26 protein-coding genes and 1 pseudogene are annotated in these 16,709 nt (G+C 67.2%); 1 reads left to right on the forward strand and 26 read right to left on the reverse strand.

Translation table 11 applies throughout. The annotated features are described in order from the left end of the window. Nucleotides 1-114 precede the first annotated feature (114 nt). Nucleotides 115-2,301, reverse strand: coding sequence for an amino acid permease (locus Q0916_RS11130; RefSeq protein ID WP_414689340.1), 2,187 nt, complete (start codon nt 2,299-2,301; stop codon nt 115-117). Nucleotides 2,302-2,515: 214 nt separating this feature from the next. On the opposite strand from Q0916_RS11130, the gene Q0916_RS11135 reads away from it, so the two are divergent. Further along, nucleotides 2,516-3,250: a universal stress protein gene (locus Q0916_RS11135; RefSeq protein ID WP_299237340.1), complete on the forward strand. Its 735-nt coding sequence runs from the start codon at nt 2,516-2,518 to the stop codon at nt 3,248-3,250. 117 nt (nt 3,251-3,367) lie between these two features. On the opposite strand, the gene secY is transcribed toward Q0916_RS11135, so the two are convergent. From secY to Q0916_RS11260, 25 genes and pseudogenes are all read right to left on the reverse strand, one after another. After that, on the reverse strand, nt 3,368-4,855 hold the full coding sequence (gene secY, locus Q0916_RS11140) for a preprotein translocase subunit SecY (protein ID WP_299237341.1): 1,488 nt from the start codon (nt 4,853-4,855) through the stop codon (nt 3,368-3,370). Next, nucleotides 4,856-5,350 (reverse strand): uL15m family ribosomal protein, encoded by a 495-nt coding sequence (locus Q0916_RS11145; RefSeq protein ID WP_299237342.1) that lies wholly within the window; start codon nt 5,348-5,350, stop codon nt 4,856-4,858. After that, on the reverse strand, nt 5,350-5,814 hold the full coding sequence (locus Q0916_RS11150; protein WP_299237343.1) for a 50S ribosomal protein L30: 465 nt from the start codon (nt 5,812-5,814) through the stop codon (nt 5,350-5,352). The genes Q0916_RS11145 and Q0916_RS11150 overlap by 1 nt, the downstream gene beginning before the upstream one ends. Continuing rightward, nucleotides 5,811-6,446, reverse strand: coding sequence for a 30S ribosomal protein S5 (locus Q0916_RS11155; RefSeq protein ID WP_299237344.1), 636 nt, complete (start codon nt 6,444-6,446; stop codon nt 5,811-5,813). Before Q0916_RS11155 ends, Q0916_RS11150 begins: the two co-directional genes overlap by 4 nt. Next, on the reverse strand, nt 6,443-6,994 hold the full coding sequence (locus tag Q0916_RS11160) for a 50S ribosomal protein L18 (RefSeq protein WP_299237345.1): 552 nt from the start codon (nt 6,992-6,994) through the stop codon (nt 6,443-6,445). The genes Q0916_RS11155 and Q0916_RS11160 overlap by 4 nt, the downstream gene beginning before the upstream one ends. Next, nucleotides 6,994-7,443, reverse strand: a complete 450-nt coding sequence (locus Q0916_RS11165) for a 50S ribosomal protein L19e (RefSeq protein WP_299237346.1) — start codon at nt 7,441-7,443, stop codon at nt 6,994-6,996. Before Q0916_RS11165 ends, Q0916_RS11160 begins: the two co-directional genes overlap by 1 nt. Further along, nucleotides 7,440-8,177, reverse strand: a complete 738-nt coding sequence (locus Q0916_RS11170) for a 50S ribosomal protein L32e (RefSeq protein WP_299237347.1) — start codon at nt 8,175-8,177, stop codon at nt 7,440-7,442. The genes Q0916_RS11165 and Q0916_RS11170 overlap by 4 nt, the downstream gene beginning before the upstream one ends. After that, nucleotides 8,177-8,710, reverse strand: coding sequence for a 50S ribosomal protein L6 (locus Q0916_RS11175; RefSeq protein WP_299237348.1), 534 nt, complete (start codon nt 8,708-8,710; stop codon nt 8,177-8,179). Before Q0916_RS11175 ends, Q0916_RS11170 begins: the two co-directional genes overlap by 1 nt. A gap of 3 nt (nt 8,711-8,713) precedes the next feature. Then, nucleotides 8,714-9,106 carry a 30S ribosomal protein S8 gene (locus Q0916_RS11180; RefSeq protein ID WP_299237349.1) on the reverse strand — a complete coding sequence of 131 codons (393 nt, stop codon included), beginning with the start codon at nt 9,104-9,106 and terminating at the stop codon, nt 8,714-8,716. 2 nt (nt 9,107-9,108) lie between these two features. After that, nucleotides 9,109-9,282 carry a 30S ribosomal protein S14 gene (locus Q0916_RS11185; RefSeq protein ID WP_299237350.1) on the reverse strand — a complete coding sequence of 58 codons (174 nt, stop codon included), beginning with the start codon at nt 9,280-9,282 and terminating at the stop codon, nt 9,109-9,111. Continuing rightward, nucleotides 9,279-9,809, reverse strand: coding sequence for a 50S ribosomal protein L5 (locus tag Q0916_RS11190; RefSeq protein ID WP_299237351.1), 531 nt, complete (start codon nt 9,807-9,809; stop codon nt 9,279-9,281). Before Q0916_RS11190 ends, Q0916_RS11185 begins: the two co-directional genes overlap by 4 nt. Beyond that, complete coding sequence (locus tag Q0916_RS11195) at nt 9,806-10,522, reverse strand: 30S ribosomal protein S4e (protein WP_299237352.1); 717 nt, start codon at nt 10,520-10,522, stop codon at nt 9,806-9,808. Before Q0916_RS11195 ends, Q0916_RS11190 begins: the two co-directional genes overlap by 4 nt. Further along, nucleotides 10,519-10,887: a 50S ribosomal protein L24 gene (gene rplX, locus Q0916_RS11200; protein ID WP_299237353.1), complete on the reverse strand. Its 369-nt coding sequence runs from the start codon at nt 10,885-10,887 to the stop codon at nt 10,519-10,521. The genes Q0916_RS11195 and rplX overlap by 4 nt, the downstream gene beginning before the upstream one ends. A gap of 2 nt (nt 10,888-10,889) precedes the next feature. Beyond that, nucleotides 10,890-11,288, reverse strand: a complete 399-nt coding sequence (locus Q0916_RS11205; protein WP_299237354.1) for a 50S ribosomal protein L14 — start codon at nt 11,286-11,288, stop codon at nt 10,890-10,892. Nucleotides 11,289-11,290: 2 nt separating this feature from the next. Next, nucleotides 11,291-11,629, reverse strand: a pseudogene (locus Q0916_RS11210) (30S ribosomal protein S17); the annotation flags it as partial. Continuing rightward, a complete protein-coding gene (locus Q0916_RS11215; protein ID WP_299237356.1) occupies nt 11,620-11,898 on the reverse strand; it encodes a ribonuclease P protein component 1 in 279 nt (92 codons plus the stop codon). The gene Q0916_RS11215 and the pseudogene Q0916_RS11210, both read right to left, overlap by 10 nt. Continuing rightward, the gene (gene rpmC, locus Q0916_RS11220) at nt 11,895-12,104 is read right to left on the reverse strand and encodes a 50S ribosomal protein L29 (protein ID WP_299237357.1); all 210 of its coding nucleotides are present in this window, start codon (nt 12,102-12,104) and stop codon (nt 11,895-11,897) included. Before rpmC ends, Q0916_RS11215 begins: the two co-directional genes overlap by 4 nt. 2 nt (nt 12,105-12,106) lie before the next feature. Further along, entirely contained in the window at nt 12,107-13,000 is an 894-nt protein-coding gene (locus tag Q0916_RS11225; protein WP_299237358.1) for a 30S ribosomal protein S3, read from the reverse strand. Then, nucleotides 13,000-13,464, reverse strand: coding sequence for a 50S ribosomal protein L22 (locus Q0916_RS11230; RefSeq protein ID WP_299237359.1), 465 nt, complete (start codon nt 13,462-13,464; stop codon nt 13,000-13,002). The genes Q0916_RS11225 and Q0916_RS11230 overlap by 1 nt, the downstream gene beginning before the upstream one ends. 2 nt (nt 13,465-13,466) lie before the next feature. Then, entirely contained in the window at nt 13,467-13,889 is a 423-nt protein-coding gene (locus Q0916_RS11235) for a 30S ribosomal protein S19 (protein WP_299237360.1), read from the reverse strand. Then, on the reverse strand, nt 13,886-14,617 hold the full coding sequence (locus Q0916_RS11240) for a 50S ribosomal protein L2 (RefSeq protein WP_299237361.1): 732 nt from the start codon (nt 14,615-14,617) through the stop codon (nt 13,886-13,888). Before Q0916_RS11240 ends, Q0916_RS11235 begins: the two co-directional genes overlap by 4 nt. Before the next feature lie 2 nt (nt 14,618-14,619). Then, complete coding sequence (locus Q0916_RS11245) at nt 14,620-14,868, reverse strand: 50S ribosomal protein L23 (RefSeq protein WP_299237362.1); 249 nt, start codon at nt 14,866-14,868, stop codon at nt 14,620-14,622. Continuing rightward, nucleotides 14,865-15,611, reverse strand: coding sequence for a 50S ribosomal protein L4 (gene rpl4p, locus Q0916_RS11250; RefSeq protein ID WP_299237363.1), 747 nt, complete (start codon nt 15,609-15,611; stop codon nt 14,865-14,867). The genes Q0916_RS11245 and rpl4p overlap by 4 nt, the downstream gene beginning before the upstream one ends. Before the next feature lie 3 nt (nt 15,612-15,614). Continuing rightward, nucleotides 15,615-16,625, reverse strand: a complete 1,011-nt coding sequence (locus Q0916_RS11255; RefSeq protein ID WP_299237364.1) for a 50S ribosomal protein L3 — start codon at nt 16,623-16,625, stop codon at nt 15,615-15,617. Nucleotides 16,626-16,630: 5 nt separating this feature from the next. Beyond that, nucleotides 16,631-16,709 (reverse strand): putative RNA uridine N3 methyltransferase (locus tag Q0916_RS11260; RefSeq protein WP_299237365.1); only part of this gene is annotated, 79 nt, incomplete at its 5' end.

Below are 16,709 nucleotides of genomic sequence, written 5' to 3' on the forward strand. Positions count from 1 at the left end.
GACCCGAAACGTCGGGGGATCGGTCTGTGGGGGTCCCGCTCTCGGGGTGGTCCGCGGCTCGTGGGTCGTGGGTCGTGGATCGTGAAATCCACGTCGGGCGTCTCTCGGGAGGCGTTACTCGCCGGGATCGCGCCGTTTCTCGGGGACCTCCTGGCCGCGTGTTGCGATCACGACGTTACAGGCCGTGCGGTCGTGGATCCTCTCGGCGATCGATCCGGATCGGTCGTCGAGGAGGTCCGATCGGTCGGATAATCCGAGACAGACCAGATCGCGCTCGCCGACCATGCCGGCGACCGCCGACACGACGGAGTCGCCGACCAGAACCGACGCGTCGTACGCCTCGGGGTCGAGTCCAGCCTGTCGTGCGACCCCTTCGACCGTCTCCTCGCCGCGCTCCGCGGGGTCGCCGTCCGGGGTCGTCGCTCCGTCGTCGGCGTCGTCTGGCGGTTGGACGTTGATTAGCGTCAATCGTCCGTGCCCGTCGCTGAGGCGCACGAACTCCGCCGCTCTGCGCGCGGCCGTCGGGGCGTTCGGACCCCGGCCGACGAGCGCCACGACGTCGCCGAGGGGGCGTTCGCGGAAGTTGGCCAGCGTCACGTCGGTCGGCGGGCTCGCAAGGAGGGCGTCCAGGTTCGGTCCGTACGCGTACGCGCCACGGCCGAAGGACCCGCGCCACCCGAGCAGAGCGTGGTCTGCCTCGTCGGATTCGATCACCTCGCGGATGGTCTCGCTGACGTCGCTGCCGACGACCGCGCGGGTTCGGATCGGGATGTCTATGCGTTCGGCGATATCTCGGGAGGCCTCCAGCAGGTCGCGCTGGTGGTCGAGACGGGCGGCCGCGACGTTCTGTCGGCCGTCGCCGGTGACCTGGAGTACGTTGAGCGCGACGATGTCCACCGCTTTCCCGTCGGCGTTCGCGGCGGCGCTGGCGCCGGCGAGTTCCAGCAAGCCCCGCTGTGTGTCCGGGTTCACGATGGGAACGAGCACGGTGTACGTCGGCTCTCGCCCGGGAAGGGCGTCGCGGAGCAGCCCGTCCTCGACGGCGTTGTTCCGGGCGTAGACGACGTACCAGAGCCCCCCGAGCACGGTGAGTCCCACGCCGACGAACTGGACGATCCGCGACATCTGCGTGATGACGAACACCGACGCGAGCACGCCGAGGACGGGGATCGCCGGGTACAGCAGCCCGGGCACCTCGAAGTCGGGGTCGTACTCCGGGGGGTCGGCCCGCCGGAACGTGACGAGCGCAACGTGGACGAGCGCGTACGTCACGAGAAAGCTGAAACTCGCCACCTCGGCGAGCAGCGCAACGATCGATTCGATCTCCAGACCGACGCCGATCAGCCCGGCCGTCACCGCGCCGGTCGCAACGACCGCGCGATGAGGCGTGTGGAACCGGTCGTGGGTCTCGTTCAGCCAGTCGGTCATCAGGTTGTCCCGTCCCATCGCAAAAAGTACCCGCGAGGCCGCCAGAATGGAGGAGTTCGAACTCGAGATGGCCGCGATGACCGCCGCGAAAACGATGGCGAGCACGCCGATCGAGCCCGCGAACACGACCGCAACGTCGGCGACGGGGACCAGCGATCCGCCGAGTTCCTGGTACGGGATGATGCCGGTCGAGACGATCATGATGATCATGTACAGGATCGTCACCCCGACGACCGAGAGCACCATCGTCAGGGGGATGAGCCTGCCGGGCTCTTTGATTTCGCCGGCCACGGTCGCGATTATCTCGAAGCCGAGAAACGTCACAAAAACGGTTCCGGTCGTGGCGACGATCCCCGACGGGCCGGTCGGCGCGAAGTCGACCAGATTCGCCGTCTCGATGAAAAAGAGCCCGATGCCGGTGTAGAGCAGCACGATGACGAACTCGGTGCCGATCATGATGTTCTGTGCGCCGCTGGACTCCTCGGTCCCGTAGTAGTTCACCCCGACGATGAGACAGAGCCCGATGAGTCCGACGAAGACGATGAGCGCCCGCCCGTCCAAGAACGGGGCGGATTCGACGATGTACTGCCCGAACCCGACCATATAAAACGCGCTGGCGAACATCAGGCCGGTCCACATCCCCCACCCGACGATGCTCCCAAAGAAGCTCCCGAGCCCGCGGTTGACGTAGTGGTAGCTGCCCCCCGAGATCGGCATCCCGGTCGCCAGTTCCGCAAGCGAGAGCGCGGCGAGAAGCGCAACGAAACCCGCGATACCGAAGGAGATCGAACTCGCCGGGCCGGCGCCCTCGGCCGCGATCGCCGGGAGGATGAATATCCCCGCGCCGATCATCGTCCCGCCGCCCAGCGTCATCGCCTCGGTGAAGCCGAGCGTCCGATCAAGTTGGCTCTCGCTCACGTCATCGCCCCGGGGTTGAGGTGTCCCGACCGTGCGAACGGATGCGAGTGGTACTCACCGTCTTGTCTCACGATGTGAGACGGCTCGGCGGTATATAAACGCCTGGATGCGTGCGACGGTGAGTACGGCAGCCCCGCCGTTTAATTGCGGTGGGCGGGAACACCGGTGTATGAGCGACACCGACGCCGACGGGCGCGAGGGATCGACGGTGCTGGTTCCGATAGACGCCGCCGAGGCCAAGACCCTGCCCGTGGCGCTGGCCGAGGCGCTCGCCCCGATACGCATCGTCGTGTTGGGGTACTACCCCGTCCCGAGCCAGGCGGCGCCGGATCAGATCCGAGCGAACCGCGAGGAGGAGGTGACCGCCGCGATAGAGGACGTGGTCGCCCGGTTCGCGGACCGGGGCGCAGACGTCGAGTCCGTCGTCGTCTTCACCCACGACAAGGACGAGACCATCGATCGCGTCGCGGACGAGTACGACGTCGATGCGGTCCTCGTCCCCGGCGATTACGCCGCGACGCTCGCCCGCGTGCTCGTGCCAATACGCGGCGACGAGAACCTCGAGCGGATCGTTCGGTTCGTTGGCGATCTGATGCGAGACAACAGCATCACCGTGGCCCTGTACAACGTCGCCGGATCGGACGACGAGGCCGCTCGGGGCGAGTCGCTGCTCGAAGACGCCCGCGATCGGTTGATAGAGCGCGGGATCGGGTCCGACCGCATCGAGTGTCGACTCGACCGGGGCGACTCGTCGACGGACGCCATCGTCGCGGCCGCCGGGGAGTTCGAGATACTCATCGTCGGGGAATCCGAGCCCTCGCTCCGCGATCGGATCCTCGGTCGGACGACCGGACGCGTCGTCGAACGCGTCGAGCGGCCGGTTCTCGTCGTCCGGGACGCATAGGAGGCCGCGCATCAAATCGGTACCGGGAGTCGACACGCGTCGTATTCGTTGGTATCGTTACCGGCGGACCGACGCGGCCGCCCGGGGCGAAGGCGTCGAGAGCGGTGGTGAACCCGATCAGTCGCCGAACATCTGGCGCATCATCGGGTGCATCTCCATCAGCTGTTCCTCGGCGATCTCCTCGTAGAGCTTGTAGGTGATAGAGACCGTCAGCAACAGCCCGGTGCCGGAGACCTGTCCGATGGTCCCGAGCATGTTCGCCATGACAGCCAGCAGGCCGACCAGCGCGCCGCCGATGACGGTCACCTGCGGGATGTAGCGTTCGAGCACCTTCTCGGTGACGCCCGGTGACTGCCGGAACCCGGGGATCTGCATCCCCGAGTTCTGGATCTGCTTTGCGGTCGCGTTCGGCCCCATGCCGGTCGTTTCGACCCAGAAGATGGCGAATATGCCGCCGCCGACGATCATGAACGTCAGATCGACGCCGACGCGGGCCATGATCTGCCAGGTCGCGGCCTGGGTCTCGCCGAGCCACCACATCCAGTCCTCGGGCGTGTAGATGGGGGCCAGGTAGTAGAACAGCCCGCCGGTCGGCTCGGCCAGCCCCTCGGACTGCGGCGGGTAGTCGCCGAGCCAGGCGGGCATCGAACTCCACTGGGCGTTGAGGATGCGCCCGACGAACTGGATGTTCGCCTGTAGCGCGCGAACGAGGATCATCGGCAGGACGCTCGCGTAGATGAGTTTGACCGGGAACCGACCGCGGGCGCCCTTGACCCGGGAGTGACTCAGCGGGATCTCGACGCGGACGGACTCCGCGTAGACGACGATCCCGAAGATCAAAAGCGTCGTGATGAACCCGAGCAGTTCGCCCGGACCCAAGAACAGATCCGAGAGCCCGGTCTGCGTGAGGACGGGCCCGACCTCGACCTGTCCGGTGAGGATGCCGTACCACCGCGGGAAGAAACCGACGTAGCCGGCGTCGAGTCCGCTCCAGGCGATGAACCCGCCGATGAGTCGCTGGCTCACCCCGGCGATGATGAACAGCCCGATCCCGGAGCCGACGCCCCACTTCGAGATGACCTCGTCCATGTACAGGATGAGCATGCCGCCGACGAAGATCTGGGCGAACATGATCCACGAGAGCGCGGTCGTCGAGATTCCGTTCGGGCCGATGGATCCGGCGATCTGAGCGCTCGGCTGCAGAAAGCCGGCGAACACCATCGGCAGGGCGGTCAGCGTCGTCATGATGATAACGAGGAGCTTCTGGAGGCCCTGATAGAGCGCCTGGTCGCGGGGGTTCTCCTCGGTGTCCAACCCCAGCAGGTCCGCTCCGCCGAGCAGCTGTAGCACGATCGACGCCGTGACGATCGGGCCGATCCCGACCTGCAGTATCGATCCCTGTGCGCCGGCGAGGATGGTCCGGAACTGCCCGAAGATGTCCTGTCCCTGTCCGAGCCCGTAGACCCCGACGTTCGTCAGGAAGAAGTACAACACGAGCACGCCCGCGGTCCACGCGAGTTTCCGCTTGAACGGGACGTGGCCCGTCGGTCGCTCGACGGCGGGCAGCCGCGTGAGTACCGGCTCGGCGGCCTCCTTCCAGCTCATTTACGCTTCCTCGTTGTCCTCGTCGGTTGTGTCTTTTTCGGCTCGCAGTTCTTCGCCGCGCTCCGAGAGGACGGCCGCGCCGCCGGCGGCCTCGAGTGCCGCCTCGGCGTCGGCCGAAAAGTCGTCGGCGACGACCTCGAGTTCGTTGTGTACCTGTCCCGCGCCGAGGATCTTCACGACGTCGGCGTCGTGGCCGTCCTCGACGAGATCGCGGGCGTCGACCGCGTACCCGTCGCCGGACGCCTCGGCGACGCCGTCGGCCGAAAGCACCGCGATGTCCTCGTCGATCTCGCGGAGGTTGACCGTCTCCGTCTCGCGTCGGGTCTTTTGTGGCCGCGTGAACCCGGACTTGCCGAGCGGTTCGTAGTTGTGGAACTCGTGTTTGTCGCGCCCCGCGCGACCGCGCCCGCCGCGGTGGCCGGCGCCGCGGCGGTTCTTGTGCGTGCCGCCGCCGTGCGTTCGGGACCCGCGCTGTCGTCGTTTCTTTGAAGTCATTATCGCATCGCCTCCAGCAGTGCGTCGATCTCGACGCTCGAGTGTGGGCCCAACTGCCCGTTTTCCTTCGTCGGGTGTTTGACCCCGTCGTGACCGCCGCGCGGCGGGTGCAGACGGAGCGTCGGTGCGAGCCCCTCCTCTTGCAGTTTCGTCTCCTCTCCCAACAGCGCCTCGGCGAGCGCCGAGAGGTCATCGTAGGCGGTGTGTTCGGACACCCACGCGTCGTCGATGTCGGCGTCGCCCTCGGCGGGCTCGCCGCGCCGCGCGAGGAGCATCTCCACCGTCTCCCGGGACGGTTCGCCGTGGGCGACCCAGTCGTTGACCTTCGTCACCATCCCGCGGTAGGTGTCCGTCTCGGGGACGAACGTCGCGTGGTTGACCCGATGGAGGTTCAGCATCGAGAGCGTGTCGCGGACGGCCTCGCTTTGGTTGACCTCGCCGCGGAGCTGGACGATCGCTCTCATTCTCTGGCCTCCTGTCGGACCTGTCGGGTGTGCTCCGGCGTCCGGGACTCCGAGGCGTTCTGCAGGGCGTTGTACGTCGCCTTCGCGAGGTTCAGCGTCGTCCGCGTGTTGCCGTGGGACTTCGTCCAGGCGTCCTGGACGCCCGCGAGTTCGAGGACGTGTCTGACGGTCGGTGCGGCCGCGAGGCCGAGCCCGCGCGGCGCGGGTTCGAGTTCGACCTCGACGGAGCCCGCCTTGCCCGTCGTCCGGCGCATCAGCGAGTTCTGCCCGCCGGGGCGGTCCTCCCAGGAGCCGGACCCGAGGGGCACGTCGATGATGTTCAGCTTCGCGATCTCGATCGCCTTCTGGATCGCGCCGCCGACCTGGTCGTCGCGGCCCTGGGCGTACCCGACGTAGCCGTCGCGGTTGCCCACGACGACGACACACCGGAACTTCACGCGCCGCCCGGAGTCGGTCATCCGCTGGACCATGTTGATGTCCAGCACCTCGTCTTCGAGCCCCGGGAGGAGCTGATCGACGAGCTCCGGCTCCTTCAGCGGAAGCCCCGACTGCAGGGCCTCGCGCATCGAAGTGATCTCACCGTCCGCTACCTGTCGTCCGAGCCGCGTTCGCGGCTCCCATCCGTTACTCATAGTTCATCCTCCATGCGCTCCCGTACCTCGTCGAAGTGGGTCGGAAGCTCCGTCGCGTCGAAGTCGCCGCCGTAGAGCCCGTCTTCCTGTTCGGCGTACGCCGCGATGTGTCCGCCGCGGGTCCGCTCCCAGTCCGCGAAGACGTCCTCGTTGTGCGGGACCTCGAGGCCCGCGTCGATCGCCCCTTCCTGCACCGCGAACACCTTGTTTCCGGGGGTCGCGGTGTTGAGCCCGATGTCGAGGACCGCCTCCCCGAGGCCGGCCGCGAGTGCGCGTTTCCCCGCCAGAAAGCCGGTCAGGTACGCCGCGGGCAGGTTGCCCGTCGGCGCCTCCCAGCCGAACGTCTCGAGGTCGTTCGAGGCGGCGCTCACGACTGTCTCATCGCCCTGCGGGCCCGTGACTATCAGCTGCGCCCTGGTCTGGCTGTTGCTCTTGCGAGCAACGAGGCGTGGTTTGCCGGATTTCAGCAGGCGCAACCTCTGGTGGTAGTTGGTTCGGGCCTCGCGGCGACGCCGCATCGGCACCGTGTATCGTGGTCCTGTCGCCATTATTGTTCACCGTATTCGTCGGATATGTGTCTGTGTAGGTCCGCGACGCTGTCGAACTCGCCGCCGCTGGCCATCTCGTACAGCTCGCGGTACTGCGAGCGGTCGATCTCCGCTTCGTCGCGGAGCTCCCGGAGCTCGCGCCGCTGTGCGCGGATCTTGCTCTGCCAGTTGTCCTTCTCGTTCTGTCTGCCGCCCGATTTCCCCTTCCGGGTTCCGTGGCCCTTCTGGTGGCCGTAGGAGCGTTTCTTCTGTCGCGCTCGGGCGCGGCCACGGGAGTTGCCCGTCGCCGTTTTCGCTTCGATCGTTCCGTCTTCGATCAGCTCCCGGACGTCGTCCCGTGTGATCGCGTCCGCGATCTCGCTTTGGGCCTCGGGGTCGAACCTGACGCGGTTCTTCCCGACGCCGAGGATGTCGGCCGCGAGCCGTTTTTGTGCCTTCAGATCAGTCATTCCTCGACCTCCTGTTCGACGTACGTCGGATTGAGGACGCGGATCCCCGCCTCCTCGGCGAGTTCCTCGATCCGCTCGCGTTTGCGCGCGCCGACCGTCGACCCGATCCGCGCGGCCTCCCGATCGCCGTCGATCCCCTCGAGGTCGTCGGGGTTCTCGACGCGGACCTCCTCGAAGCCGCTCGGGTGAAGCCCCCGGACCGCCTTCGGCGTCCGGTAGCCCGCCTCGACTTTGGGGCCTTTCCCCTTGACGCCGCGGCGCTGTTTCGAGAGGCCGCCGCGGGGCCGTCGCCACGAGGTCGGCGTCCGCTTCTTTTTGTGGTAGTCCTGCCGGTTGAACTGCGGTTTCCCGACGCGTTGCCGCTGTGCGAGGAGCCGCGATTCGGCGTCGCTCAGCTCCGGCGTCTTCTCGGCCAAACCGCGGGGCCGCAGTTCGGTCTCGACGTCTTCGTCCGTCTCCGCTTCGTCGGCGTCGGGCGTCTCGTCTTCGACCTCGGCTTCGGTCTCGTCTGCGACCTCGAGGTCGCCGACGTCGGCTTTGATACGCGCCGCGAGCGCGTTGCCGATGCCCTCGATGTCTGCGAGTTCCTCCTGGGTGAGTCCCCGGATGCCGTCGACGGTCTCGACGCCGGCCTCGCGGAGCCGTTCGGCCTTCGCGTCGCCGACGCCGCTGATGTCGGTCAGCTCGTCGTACTCGGGGGCCGGGTCCGGGTCGGACTCGCCGTCCTCGCTCATCAGGCGTCACCCCCGTCGGGCATCTCCGTGATGTAGACGCCGTCCTGGAAGACCCGCGTGTCCTTGTCCGAAACGCGCGTCAGCTGTTCGATGTCGGCCGCGGTCTGGCCGACGTCCTCGATGTCCGGGCCGCGTATCGTCAGCTCCTCGCCGTCGATCGAGACATCGGTGTCGCCGCGGACGGGCGTCCGTCGCGGGGCCTTCTCGCCGAGGAAGTTCTCGATGACGACCTCCTCGCCCTCGACCGTGACCTGCATCGGGAAGTGCGAGTAGAACACTTCCATGCTGTACTCCCAGCCCTCGGTGACACCGTGAACCATGTTCTCGACGTGGCTCTCGAAGGTGCCGACCGTGGAGTTGGTCTTCGCGTTGTCGTCGTCGGACTCGATCACGACGGCGCCGTCCGTCGCGCTGACCGTGATGTCGGGGTACCAGAGGCGTCGCGTGACGCGTCCGTTCGGCCCCTCGACGGTCAACTCGAGGTGGTCCATCGTCGCCGTGACCGAGTCCGGGATGTCTATTTCTGTGCGCATTGTTCAGTAGACGTATGCGATTACCTGTCCACCGACGCCCTCCTCGCGGGCCTCGTAGTGGCTCATGACGCCGTGGCTGGTCGTGACGATGAGCGTCCCGTAGTCGCGGGCGGGGAGAAACCGCTTTTCCCACTTTTCGAACCCGTCGGCCCCCGCGGAGTAGCGGGGCTTGACCGCGCCACACTCGTTGATAGCGCCTTTCAGTTCGACCTCAAAGCGGCCGGCTTTCCCGTCGTCGACGAACTGGAAGCCGCCGACGTACCCGCGGTCGTAGAAGACCTCGAGCACGGAACCGATCTCGTTCGAGGCGGGCTGTATCGTCTGCTCTAAGTGGCCGACGCTCTCGGCGTTGTCGAGCCCCGACAGCGCGCTGGCCAGTGGATCGTTGTCCGCCATTGTTAGCTGTACTTCCTGAATCCGACGCCGCGGGCGACCTCGCGGAAGCACTGTCGGCACAGCCAGATGTCGTACTTCCCGACGAGGCCCTGCTTGCGCCCACAGCGCTGGCACGATTCGAGCTGGCCGGTCCGCTTTGCGGCCTGCTCGCCCGTCTGTTGTTCTGATTCGCTCATTCTGAGACCTCCACGTCGTAGTTCGCTTCGAGGAACGTCACCGCGTCCTCGGCCGTCAGCCGGTGGTTCGCCGGGATCTGTTGGGTCCGCTTGTCGCGTTTGTGGACGCGATAGCCCGGCCGAACCAGGTTGACCGTCACGTCGAGCCCGTAGATGCCGATCTCGGGGTCGTACTCCTGGCTCGGGAAGTCGGTGTGTTCCTCGATCCCGAAGCTGAAGTTGCCCGTGTCGTCGAACTGCGTCTCGTCGATGTCGGCGAGCGGCAAGGCGGTCTCGAGAAACGAGACGGCCTCGTCCCCGCGGAGCGTCACCTTCGCGCCGATCGGGTCGCCCTCACGGACCTCGAAGTCCTGGATCGTCCGCTTGGCCGTCGTTCGGACCGGCTGTTGGCCGGCGACCTCGCCGAGGATCTCCTCGGCTTGCGCGAGGGGCTCTCCGCCCTGGCCGACGCCCATGTGGACGACGACCTTCTCGACGGTCGGGCGCCGCATCTCGTGGAACTCGCCCGCGTCGGGCTCGGAGCTCATTCCTCGTCACCCCCGTCGTCGGTGAAGTTCTCGTCGATGACGACGACGTACTCCTCGATGGTCTCGAAGCGCTCCTCGCCGTCGGCGGCGTCGATGAGGACGTTGTTCGCCGACGAGCCGGGCGTGACCTGGATCTCGTCGATCGTCCCGATCCGACCCGCGTGGGCCCCGCTGACGGCCGTGACGAGCGCGCCCTCCTCGTAGGTGAAGTGGGCGACGATATCCGTAGTATCGTTCGAGACGACGATCGAGTCGTTGCCGGCGTACGCCGAGGCGTCCTCGACGAGAAGCGTCCGCCCGTCGTGCAGCGTCAGTTGCGTGTCGCCGCCGGGGACCTGCCTCTTGCCGACGATCTTGCCGAGCTTCGAGCCCGCGCTCTCGGCGTCGATCGGGGTCAACGAGAGCCGGCCGCCCTCGTCCGGGAACACCCGGTAGTACTCCTCGCGTTCGACGAACGCGAGGATGTCGAACATCCCGATCGGTCGCCGCTCGTCGGAGACCGCCGTTCCGTTGACCAGAACGCTGTCCTGATCGAGCGCGTAGCGGGCCTCCTTTTTCGAGTCGGCGTAGCCGAGCACGTCGCGCAGGACGATCAAAAGCGGAACCCCGTCCTCGCCGTGGGGGCCCGCGGCGGCTTTCGTCGTGTACGTCTCCTCTTTCCGTTCGACCGGCCAGGACTTCGGGACGGCCAGTCGTTTCTGGTGGTTCGTCATTCGGTGTCCTCCTCGGCGTCGCCTTCGAGGCGCGCCTCGCGGCGGTCGTCCTCGAGGTCCAGATCCGTCACCTGGACGTTGCTCGCCTCGAGCGGGCGGGGGACCTCCTCGCCGTCCGCCGTCTCGAGCGTCACGTCCTCGACGTGGATTTCGGTGGCCCGCAGGTCGACGCGGATGACCTCGCCGGACTCGCCGGCGAAGTCGCCGCGCTGTATCTCGACCGTGTCGCCCGCGTTGACGCGGACGCGCCGCGTTCCGTACTCCTCGCGGAGCTCCGGGCTCAGCGGCGCGCGGACCTGCTTTTGTTTCTCGTGCAGCGGGGCGCGCTCCTGTCGGTTGCGCTGTTTGTGTGGTTGTCGTGTCATGGCTATACGATCATCGTCGCCGTCGAGGCGATGCTTCCGAACCGCTCGGCGACCTCGCGGGCGATCGGGCCCTTGAGTTCGGTGCCGCGGGGGTCGTCGTTCTCGTCGATGATGACCGCCGCGTTGTCCTCGAACTTGAGCCGCGTCCCGTCGGGTCGTCGGATCGGCTTCCGCTGGCGGATGATGACCGCCTCGAGCACCTGTCGCCGCATCTCCGGGGTGCCCTTGGTGACCGAGACGGTCACCTTGTCGCCGAGTCCGGCCTTCGGGTGGCGGTTCTTGGTGCCGGAGTAGCCGGCCGTCGAGATGATCTTCAGCTGTCGCGCGCCCGTGTTGTCGGCGCAGGCGACGAGCGATCCCTTCTCGAGGCCCTGGGTCACGTCGGCGTTGAGTGCCTCCATCAGGCCCCCTCCGTGACCTCTACCACGACGTGGCTCTTCGTCTTCGAGAGCGGTCGTGTCTCCGCGATCTTCACGTCGTCGCCGACCGAGAGCGGCTCCAGTACCCCCGGCACGTGCGCCGGAATCTTCGATCGTCGCTTCATCTGACGATCGTATTTGGGTACGTTCACCTCGTACTCCCGTTCGACGACGACGGTACGGTCCATGTCGGTCGAGACGACCGTCCCCTCGATGACCTGCCCGCGGACGGGCAACTCACCGTAGAAGGGACACGTCTCGTAGTCGTAGGCCTCCGGGTTTTCGGGCTCCGGGGGCTTTGGTACGTCGAGTCCTATTGCCATAGTGAACCTCCGCGTGTTTCGGTGCGGCGGGCGGGCCGCGCGACGAGCCGGTCGCCGTCGACGAGCACGTCGCACTCCTCGAGTTCGAACCGGAACGTCGTCCCCGCCTTCGGCACCCGCTTGACCCCCGAGCCCGTCGCCACGACGAGCGTCCGCATCGTCTCGTCGCGAACGCGGCCGCCGATCCCGACCGCGTCGGGGTTCGGCGACTCGTCGACCGCGACGTCGAGTCCGGCGAGTTCGTGGCGAGCGAGCGTTTCGGGGGTCATTCCTCGAGGTCGCCCTCCTCTCGCTGAACCGTCTTCATGCGAGCGATCGTCCGTCGCAGTTCGCCGATGCGGCCCGGGTTCTCGGGGGCGCCACCGGCGGCCAGGACGGCCTTTTCGTTGAGCAACTCCGTTTCGAGCTGTTCGAGCTCCGCCTCGCGTTCGGCGGGCGTCATGTCGCGCATCTCGTCGACGTGCAGGATGGCCATGGTCACTCGGCCTCCTCGTCGCCGTCTTCCATCTCCTCGACGAGTTCGGCGGCCTCGGCTTCGACCGCCTCATCGAGCGCTTCGGGCTCCTCGTCGGGCTCGTCGACGACCTCCTCCTCGACGACCTCCTCGTCGGGGACCTCCTCGATGACCTCCTCGGCGACGTCGTCGGGGACGTCGGGCGCGTCGTCGGCGACGGCCTCGGGGTCGGCGCCGACCGGTTCGGCCTCGGGATCCTCGGGCGCTTCGAGCAGCTCCTCGACGTCGCCCTCGGGCTCCTCGATGAAATCCTCAACCTCGACGTCCTCGTAGACCTCGAAGTCGTCCGGAAGCTCCGCGTCCGGCGGGATGATCTTCACGCGGACGCCGATCGTCCCGAGTTTCATCACCGCAGTGCCGACGCCGCTGTCGACGATCGTCTCGGCGGGTTCGCCGTTGTGTTTGATGTAGCCGCGGTTGAACTTCTCGACGCGGGAGCGAGCGCCCGTGACCTTCCCGCTGAGGATGATCTCCGCGCCCAGCGCGCCCGAGTCCATGATCCGGTCGATCGTCGTGTGACCGGCCTTCCGGAAGTACCACCCGCGCTCTAAGGCGTTCGCCAGCCGGTCGGCGACGATCTGGGCGTTCAGGTCCGGCTCGTCGACCTCCTGGACATCGATCTGGGGGTCGTCGAGGTCGAACTCCTCTTCGAGCGTCGTCGTGATCTTCCGGATGTTCTTTCCGCCCTTCCCGATGACCATCCCCGGCTTTTCGGCCTTGAGCACGATCTGCGTGCCCATCGGGGTCTTGGCGACGTCCATGCCGCCGTAGCCGGCCCGCGAGAGTTCGTCCGAAAAGAACTCGTCGATCCGGGTCCGCTGGAGCCCGTCCTCGATGAACTGGTGTTCGTCGGCCATTACTCCTCGCCCTCCCGTCTGAGCACGAGTTCGACGTCGACCTCAGGTGTGTTCCACGAGGAGGCGCGACCGAACGCCCGCGGCCGCTGGCCGGCGGACTCGCCGACCTTGTGCGCGGCGACGTGTTCGATCGTCATCGCCTCGCCCTCGAAGCCCTGGTGGTCGGCGTTGTTGATGGCGTTCTCCAAGAGATCGAGGAAGGCCTTCGAGGCCTTCTCGGGGTACCGGCCCGCGTCCCACCCGTCGACGTCGTTTCGGTGACCGACGCCGCTGTTGTGGGACTTGAACGGGACCGATCGCTCGCCGTCGACGACCGACTCGAGGTACGAAACGGCGTCGGCGGCCGTTTCGCCCTTGATCTCCCTGGCGATCTCCTTGCTGTGCTTGTGGCTCATGTGACGCTCCCGAAGCATGGCTTTCGCCGTCTCGTCCGGGTCGACGTCGACGCTGTAGCTGATTCCCATGGTTACTTGAGCGGTACGAACTTCGAGGATCGGGTCGCACCGATGCCGGCCTGGCCGTGCTCGACGGAGCTCCGCGTCAACTGGAACTCGCCGAGGTAGTGGCCGAGCATCTCCGGTTCGACCGCGACGCGCTCGAACGCCTGGCCGTTGTGGACCGCGAAGGTCAGCCCGACGAACTCCGGAAGGATCGGCATGCCGCGCAGATGCGTCCGGATCGGGTCGTTCGCGGTCTCCTCTTCGCCCGCGTTTCGGGCCTTCTCGAGGAGCTTCTGCTCCTCGACGGAGAGGCCTCGATCGATTGTTCGCCGCTGGCGTGCGGGAAGCAGTTCCGCGACCTCGTCGAGTTCCATCTCCTGCAACTCGTCGAGCGTGTGGCCACGGTAGGTGAACTCGCCCTCGTGGCCGATCTGGTATTCCGAACTCATTCTCGTCCTCCTTTCCCGCCGCGTCCGGTCCGCTTGGAGGCGATGTCGCCGACCTTCCGGCCCGGCGGCGCGTTGCGGGAGATGCTCTTTGGTTTGCCGGGGTGCTGTCGGCCGCCGCCACCGAAGGGGTGATCGACGGCGTTCATCGCAACACCGCGGACGCGCGGGTACTTCGTCCCGCGGGATTTCATCTTGTGGTGTTTGTTGCCGGCTTTGACGAACGGCTTTTCCGTCCGACCGCCGCCGGCGACGACGCCGATCGTCGCGCGGCACTCGGGCGAGAGCCGCCGCGTCTCGCCGCTCGGCAACTGGACGACCGCGGCGTTGCGGTCGTGGGTCATAAGCGTCGCGCTCACGCCGGAGGCGCGGGCGAACTTCCCGCCGTCGCCGGGCTGTCGTTCGACGTTACAGACCGGCACGCCCTCGGGGATCTCCGCCAGCGGCATCGTGTTGCCGGGGGCGATCTCCGCGGAGACGCCGATCTGGATCTCGTCGCCGACCGCAACGCCCTCGGGGGCGAGGACGAGCCGTCGGTCGCCGTCGGCGAACTCGATGTCCGCGAGCGGCGCCGACCGCGCGGGATCGTGTTCGATGCCGACGATCTCGCCGGAGACGACGTCGGCGTCCTCGACGTTTCGGTGCGAGAGATCCGCCTTGTACCGGTGTGAGGGGGCGCGGAACGTCGACGTTCCGCGGCCGCGGCGTTGTCCCTGGATGCGTCGTCCCATCGTCAGAACACCCCGATCCGCGAGGCGACTTCCTGTGCGTCGTCGTCGGCCGAGAGCTCGACCGTCGCCTTCTTCTCGCCGTTCATCGTCATCTGCGTGTTGACCGACGCGACGCCGACGTCGAACTGCCGTTCGACCGCCTCGGCGATCTCCGTCTTCGTCGCCTCGGACAGACAGATGAACTGTAGCTTGTTCTCGAAGTCCATGTCGTTCATCGCCTTCTCGGTCACGAGCGGGTGTTTGATCGTCATCGCTCGGCCACCCCCTCGAGTGCGCGTTCGGTCCAAAGCGTGAGCCGACCGGCGTCGGTGCCGGGCGCGAGGTCCTCGACGTTGACCTCGGCGGCCGTTGCGACGTCCGCGCCCGCGAGGTTGCGGGCGGCCAGCGAGGGCTCCTCGCTCGTGACGACGAGCACCGACTTCGGCTGGGTGTACTTCCGTCCGCGCGTGGTGCCGCGGCCGGCGCGGACCGTCTTGCCGTCCTCGGCGCGCTCGATGTCGGCGTACACGCCGAGCGCCTCGAACGTGTCGACGGCGTCGCTCGTCTTCTCTAAGTGCTCGAACTCGTCGCTCACGACAAGCGGAAAGGCGAGGTCCTCATCGAAGTCGTGGCCGCGCTCGGCGACCGACTCGCCGTCGGCGGTGGCCGCGATCGCGCTTCTCGTCGCGAGTTTGCGCTCCTTCGTGTTGATGTCGAGTCCGCGGTCGGTCTCCGCTTTCGGCGGGTGGGCCGCGCGGCCGGAGACGGCCTGCGGCACCTCGCGTGCGCGCCCGTTCTGTCTCGGAACGTGGGCCATCCCGCGGCCGCTGCCTTGGGACTCCGCCGGCGTTCTGAGGCCCGCGTACTCGTCGGTGCCTGCGTCCTGCGTTCGGTTGGCCTGAGCGGCGAGGACGGCGCGCTTGATGAGATCGGGCCGGAAGGCCGTCTCGAAGACGGCCGGCAGCTCGGTCTCGCCCGCGTCCTCCCCGTCCAGGTCGTGTACTGTTGTCTGCATTGGTTATCCCTGATTCGAGGCGGTGGAGACGTACCGCACCTCGGGGTCGAGACGCGGTTGGTCGGCCGGTCGGACCGCCGGGCGGAAGCGAACGAGACGCTTGTTCGGTCCCGGAACGGAGCCTTTCACCAGCGCGTACGATCCCTCGACCTCGCCGTAGTTGACGAAGCCACCGTCGGGGGTGACCGCGTCGTCGCCGATGTCGACGAGCCGCTTGTTCAGTTCGGTCCGCTGGTGGTAGCCGGTCTGGCCCTGTTGGGGGACCGTCGAGCGGACCCGCGAGGGGTTCCAGGGCCCGAGGTTGCCGATGCGTCGGCGCCAGCCCTGACGGGCGTGTTTACCCTTCCGCTTTTGGACGCCCCAGCGCTTGACGGGACCCTGCGTCCCTTTGCCCTTGGTGATCCCCGCGACGTCGGTGTACTCGCCGGCGCGGAACACGTCCGTCATGGCGTGTTCGCCCCCGTCGTCGACGAGGTCGAACGCGAACTCGACCCGGTCGGCCACGGAGCCGCCGCCGACGCGCGTCTCCATCACGTCGGGTTCCTTTTTCGGCACGCTCGAAAGCCCGCGGGGGACGGTGTGGGTGATGACCCGCACGTCCGCGAGGACTCCTCGGTCGAGTGCCTCGCGGATCTCGCTTTCGGCGTCGCCGGACTGTTCGTCGGGTACGGACAGCGACCGACCGAGGTCGTCGTGGATCTCGTCGGTCCAGGACTCGGTCAGCGGTCGTTTTCCGTACGGTGTGTCTTCGTAAGCTCGAACGGCGACAGCCCGCATCGGCGGCGTCTCGACGACGGTCACCGGAACGGTCTGCTCTTGGCCCTCCCGAGGGGAGTCGGGCTCGTCGTTTATCGTCACGACGTGACTCATGCCCGCTTTGTAGCCGGCAAAGCCCTGTAGCCCGGGCTGTCCCTCGTCGCCCGGCCAGGAGTTGAAACGCGGTATCTCACTGGCCGCACGGCTGCGGGGGCTGAAGCCCATCGAGCCTTTTCGTGGTCTGCTTGGTTGTGGCATTTATCTCACTCCAGTGTGAGGGGCGCAAGCGTCGCGAACAGAGCTTCCTCCGTCCGGACGACCTCGCTACCCTGGTTCGGAACC

The organism is Natronomonas sp., assembly GCF_028274965.1.
Taxonomy (GTDB): Archaea; Halobacteriota; Halobacteria; order Halobacteriales; family Haloarculaceae; genus Natronomonas.

Excerpts from the sequence above, each read along its gene's own strand:
- Q0916_RS11130 (WP_414689340.1), bottom strand. The coding sequence starts at position 2,301 with ATGACGCTGGGCGGCGGGACGATGATCGGCGCGGGGATATTCATCCTC.
- Q0916_RS11135 (WP_299237340.1), top strand. The coding sequence starts at position 2,516 with ATGAGCGACACCGACGCCGACGGGCGCGAGGGATCGACGGTGCTGGTT.
- secY (WP_299237341.1), bottom strand. The coding sequence starts at position 4,855 with ATGAGCTGGAAGGAGGCCGCCGAGCCGGTACTCACGCGGCTGCCCGCC.
- Q0916_RS11145 (WP_299237342.1), bottom strand. The coding sequence starts at position 5,350 with ATGACTTCAAAGAAACGACGACAGCGCGGGTCCCGAACGCACGGCGGC.
- Q0916_RS11150 (WP_299237343.1), bottom strand. The coding sequence starts at position 5,814 with ATGAGAGCGATCGTCCAGCTCCGCGGCGAGGTCAACCAAAGCGAGGCC.
- Q0916_RS11155 (WP_299237344.1), bottom strand. The coding sequence starts at position 6,446 with ATGAGTAACGGATGGGAGCCGCGAACGCGGCTCGGACGACAGGTAGCG.
- Q0916_RS11160 (WP_299237345.1), bottom strand. The coding sequence starts at position 6,994 with ATGGCGACAGGACCACGATACACGGTGCCGATGCGGCGTCGCCGCGAG.
- Q0916_RS11165 (WP_299237346.1), bottom strand. The coding sequence starts at position 7,443 with ATGACTGATCTGAAGGCACAAAAACGGCTCGCGGCCGACATCCTCGGC.
- Q0916_RS11170 (WP_299237347.1), bottom strand. The coding sequence starts at position 8,177 with ATGAGCGAGGACGGCGAGTCCGACCCGGACCCGGCCCCCGAGTACGAC.
- Q0916_RS11175 (WP_299237348.1), bottom strand. The coding sequence starts at position 8,710 with ATGCGCACAGAAATAGACATCCCGGACTCGGTCACGGCGACGATGGAC.
- Q0916_RS11180 (WP_299237349.1), bottom strand. The coding sequence starts at position 9,106 with ATGGCGGACAACGATCCACTGGCCAGCGCGCTGTCGGGGCTCGACAAC.
- Q0916_RS11185 (WP_299237350.1), bottom strand. The coding sequence starts at position 9,282 with ATGAGCGAATCAGAACAACAGACGGGCGAGCAGGCCGCAAAGCGGACC.
- Q0916_RS11190 (WP_299237351.1), bottom strand. The coding sequence starts at position 9,809 with ATGAGCTCCGAGCCCGACGCGGGCGAGTTCCACGAGATGCGGCGCCCG.
- Q0916_RS11195 (WP_299237352.1), bottom strand. The coding sequence starts at position 10,522 with ATGACGAACCACCAGAAACGACTGGCCGTCCCGAAGTCCTGGCCGGTC.
- rplX (WP_299237353.1), bottom strand. The coding sequence starts at position 10,887 with ATGACACGACAACCACACAAACAGCGCAACCGACAGGAGCGCGCCCCG.
- Q0916_RS11205 (WP_299237354.1), bottom strand. The coding sequence starts at position 11,288 with ATGGAGGCACTCAACGCCGACGTGACCCAGGGCCTCGAGAAGGGATCG.
- Q0916_RS11215 (WP_299237356.1), bottom strand. The coding sequence starts at position 11,898 with ATGACCCCCGAAACGCTCGCTCGCCACGAACTCGCCGGACTCGACGTC.
- rpmC (WP_299237357.1), bottom strand. The coding sequence starts at position 12,104 with ATGGCCATCCTGCACGTCGACGAGATGCGCGACATGACGCCCGCCGAA.
- Q0916_RS11225 (WP_299237358.1), bottom strand. The coding sequence starts at position 13,000 with ATGGCCGACGAACACCAGTTCATCGAGGACGGGCTCCAGCGGACCCGG.
- Q0916_RS11230 (WP_299237359.1), bottom strand. The coding sequence starts at position 13,464 with ATGGGAATCAGCTACAGCGTCGACGTCGACCCGGACGAGACGGCGAAA.
- Q0916_RS11235 (WP_299237360.1), bottom strand. The coding sequence starts at position 13,889 with ATGAGTTCGGAATACCAGATCGGCCACGAGGGCGAGTTCACCTACCGT.
- Q0916_RS11240 (WP_299237361.1), bottom strand. The coding sequence starts at position 14,617 with ATGGGACGACGCATCCAGGGACAACGCCGCGGCCGCGGAACGTCGACG.
- Q0916_RS11245 (WP_299237362.1), bottom strand. The coding sequence starts at position 14,868 with ATGACGATCAAACACCCGCTCGTGACCGAGAAGGCGATGAACGACATG.
- rpl4p (WP_299237363.1), bottom strand. The coding sequence starts at position 15,611 with ATGCAGACAACAGTACACGACCTGGACGGGGAGGACGCGGGCGAGACC.
- Q0916_RS11255 (WP_299237364.1), bottom strand. The coding sequence starts at position 16,625 with ATGCCACAACCAAGCAGACCACGAAAAGGCTCGATGGGCTTCAGCCCC.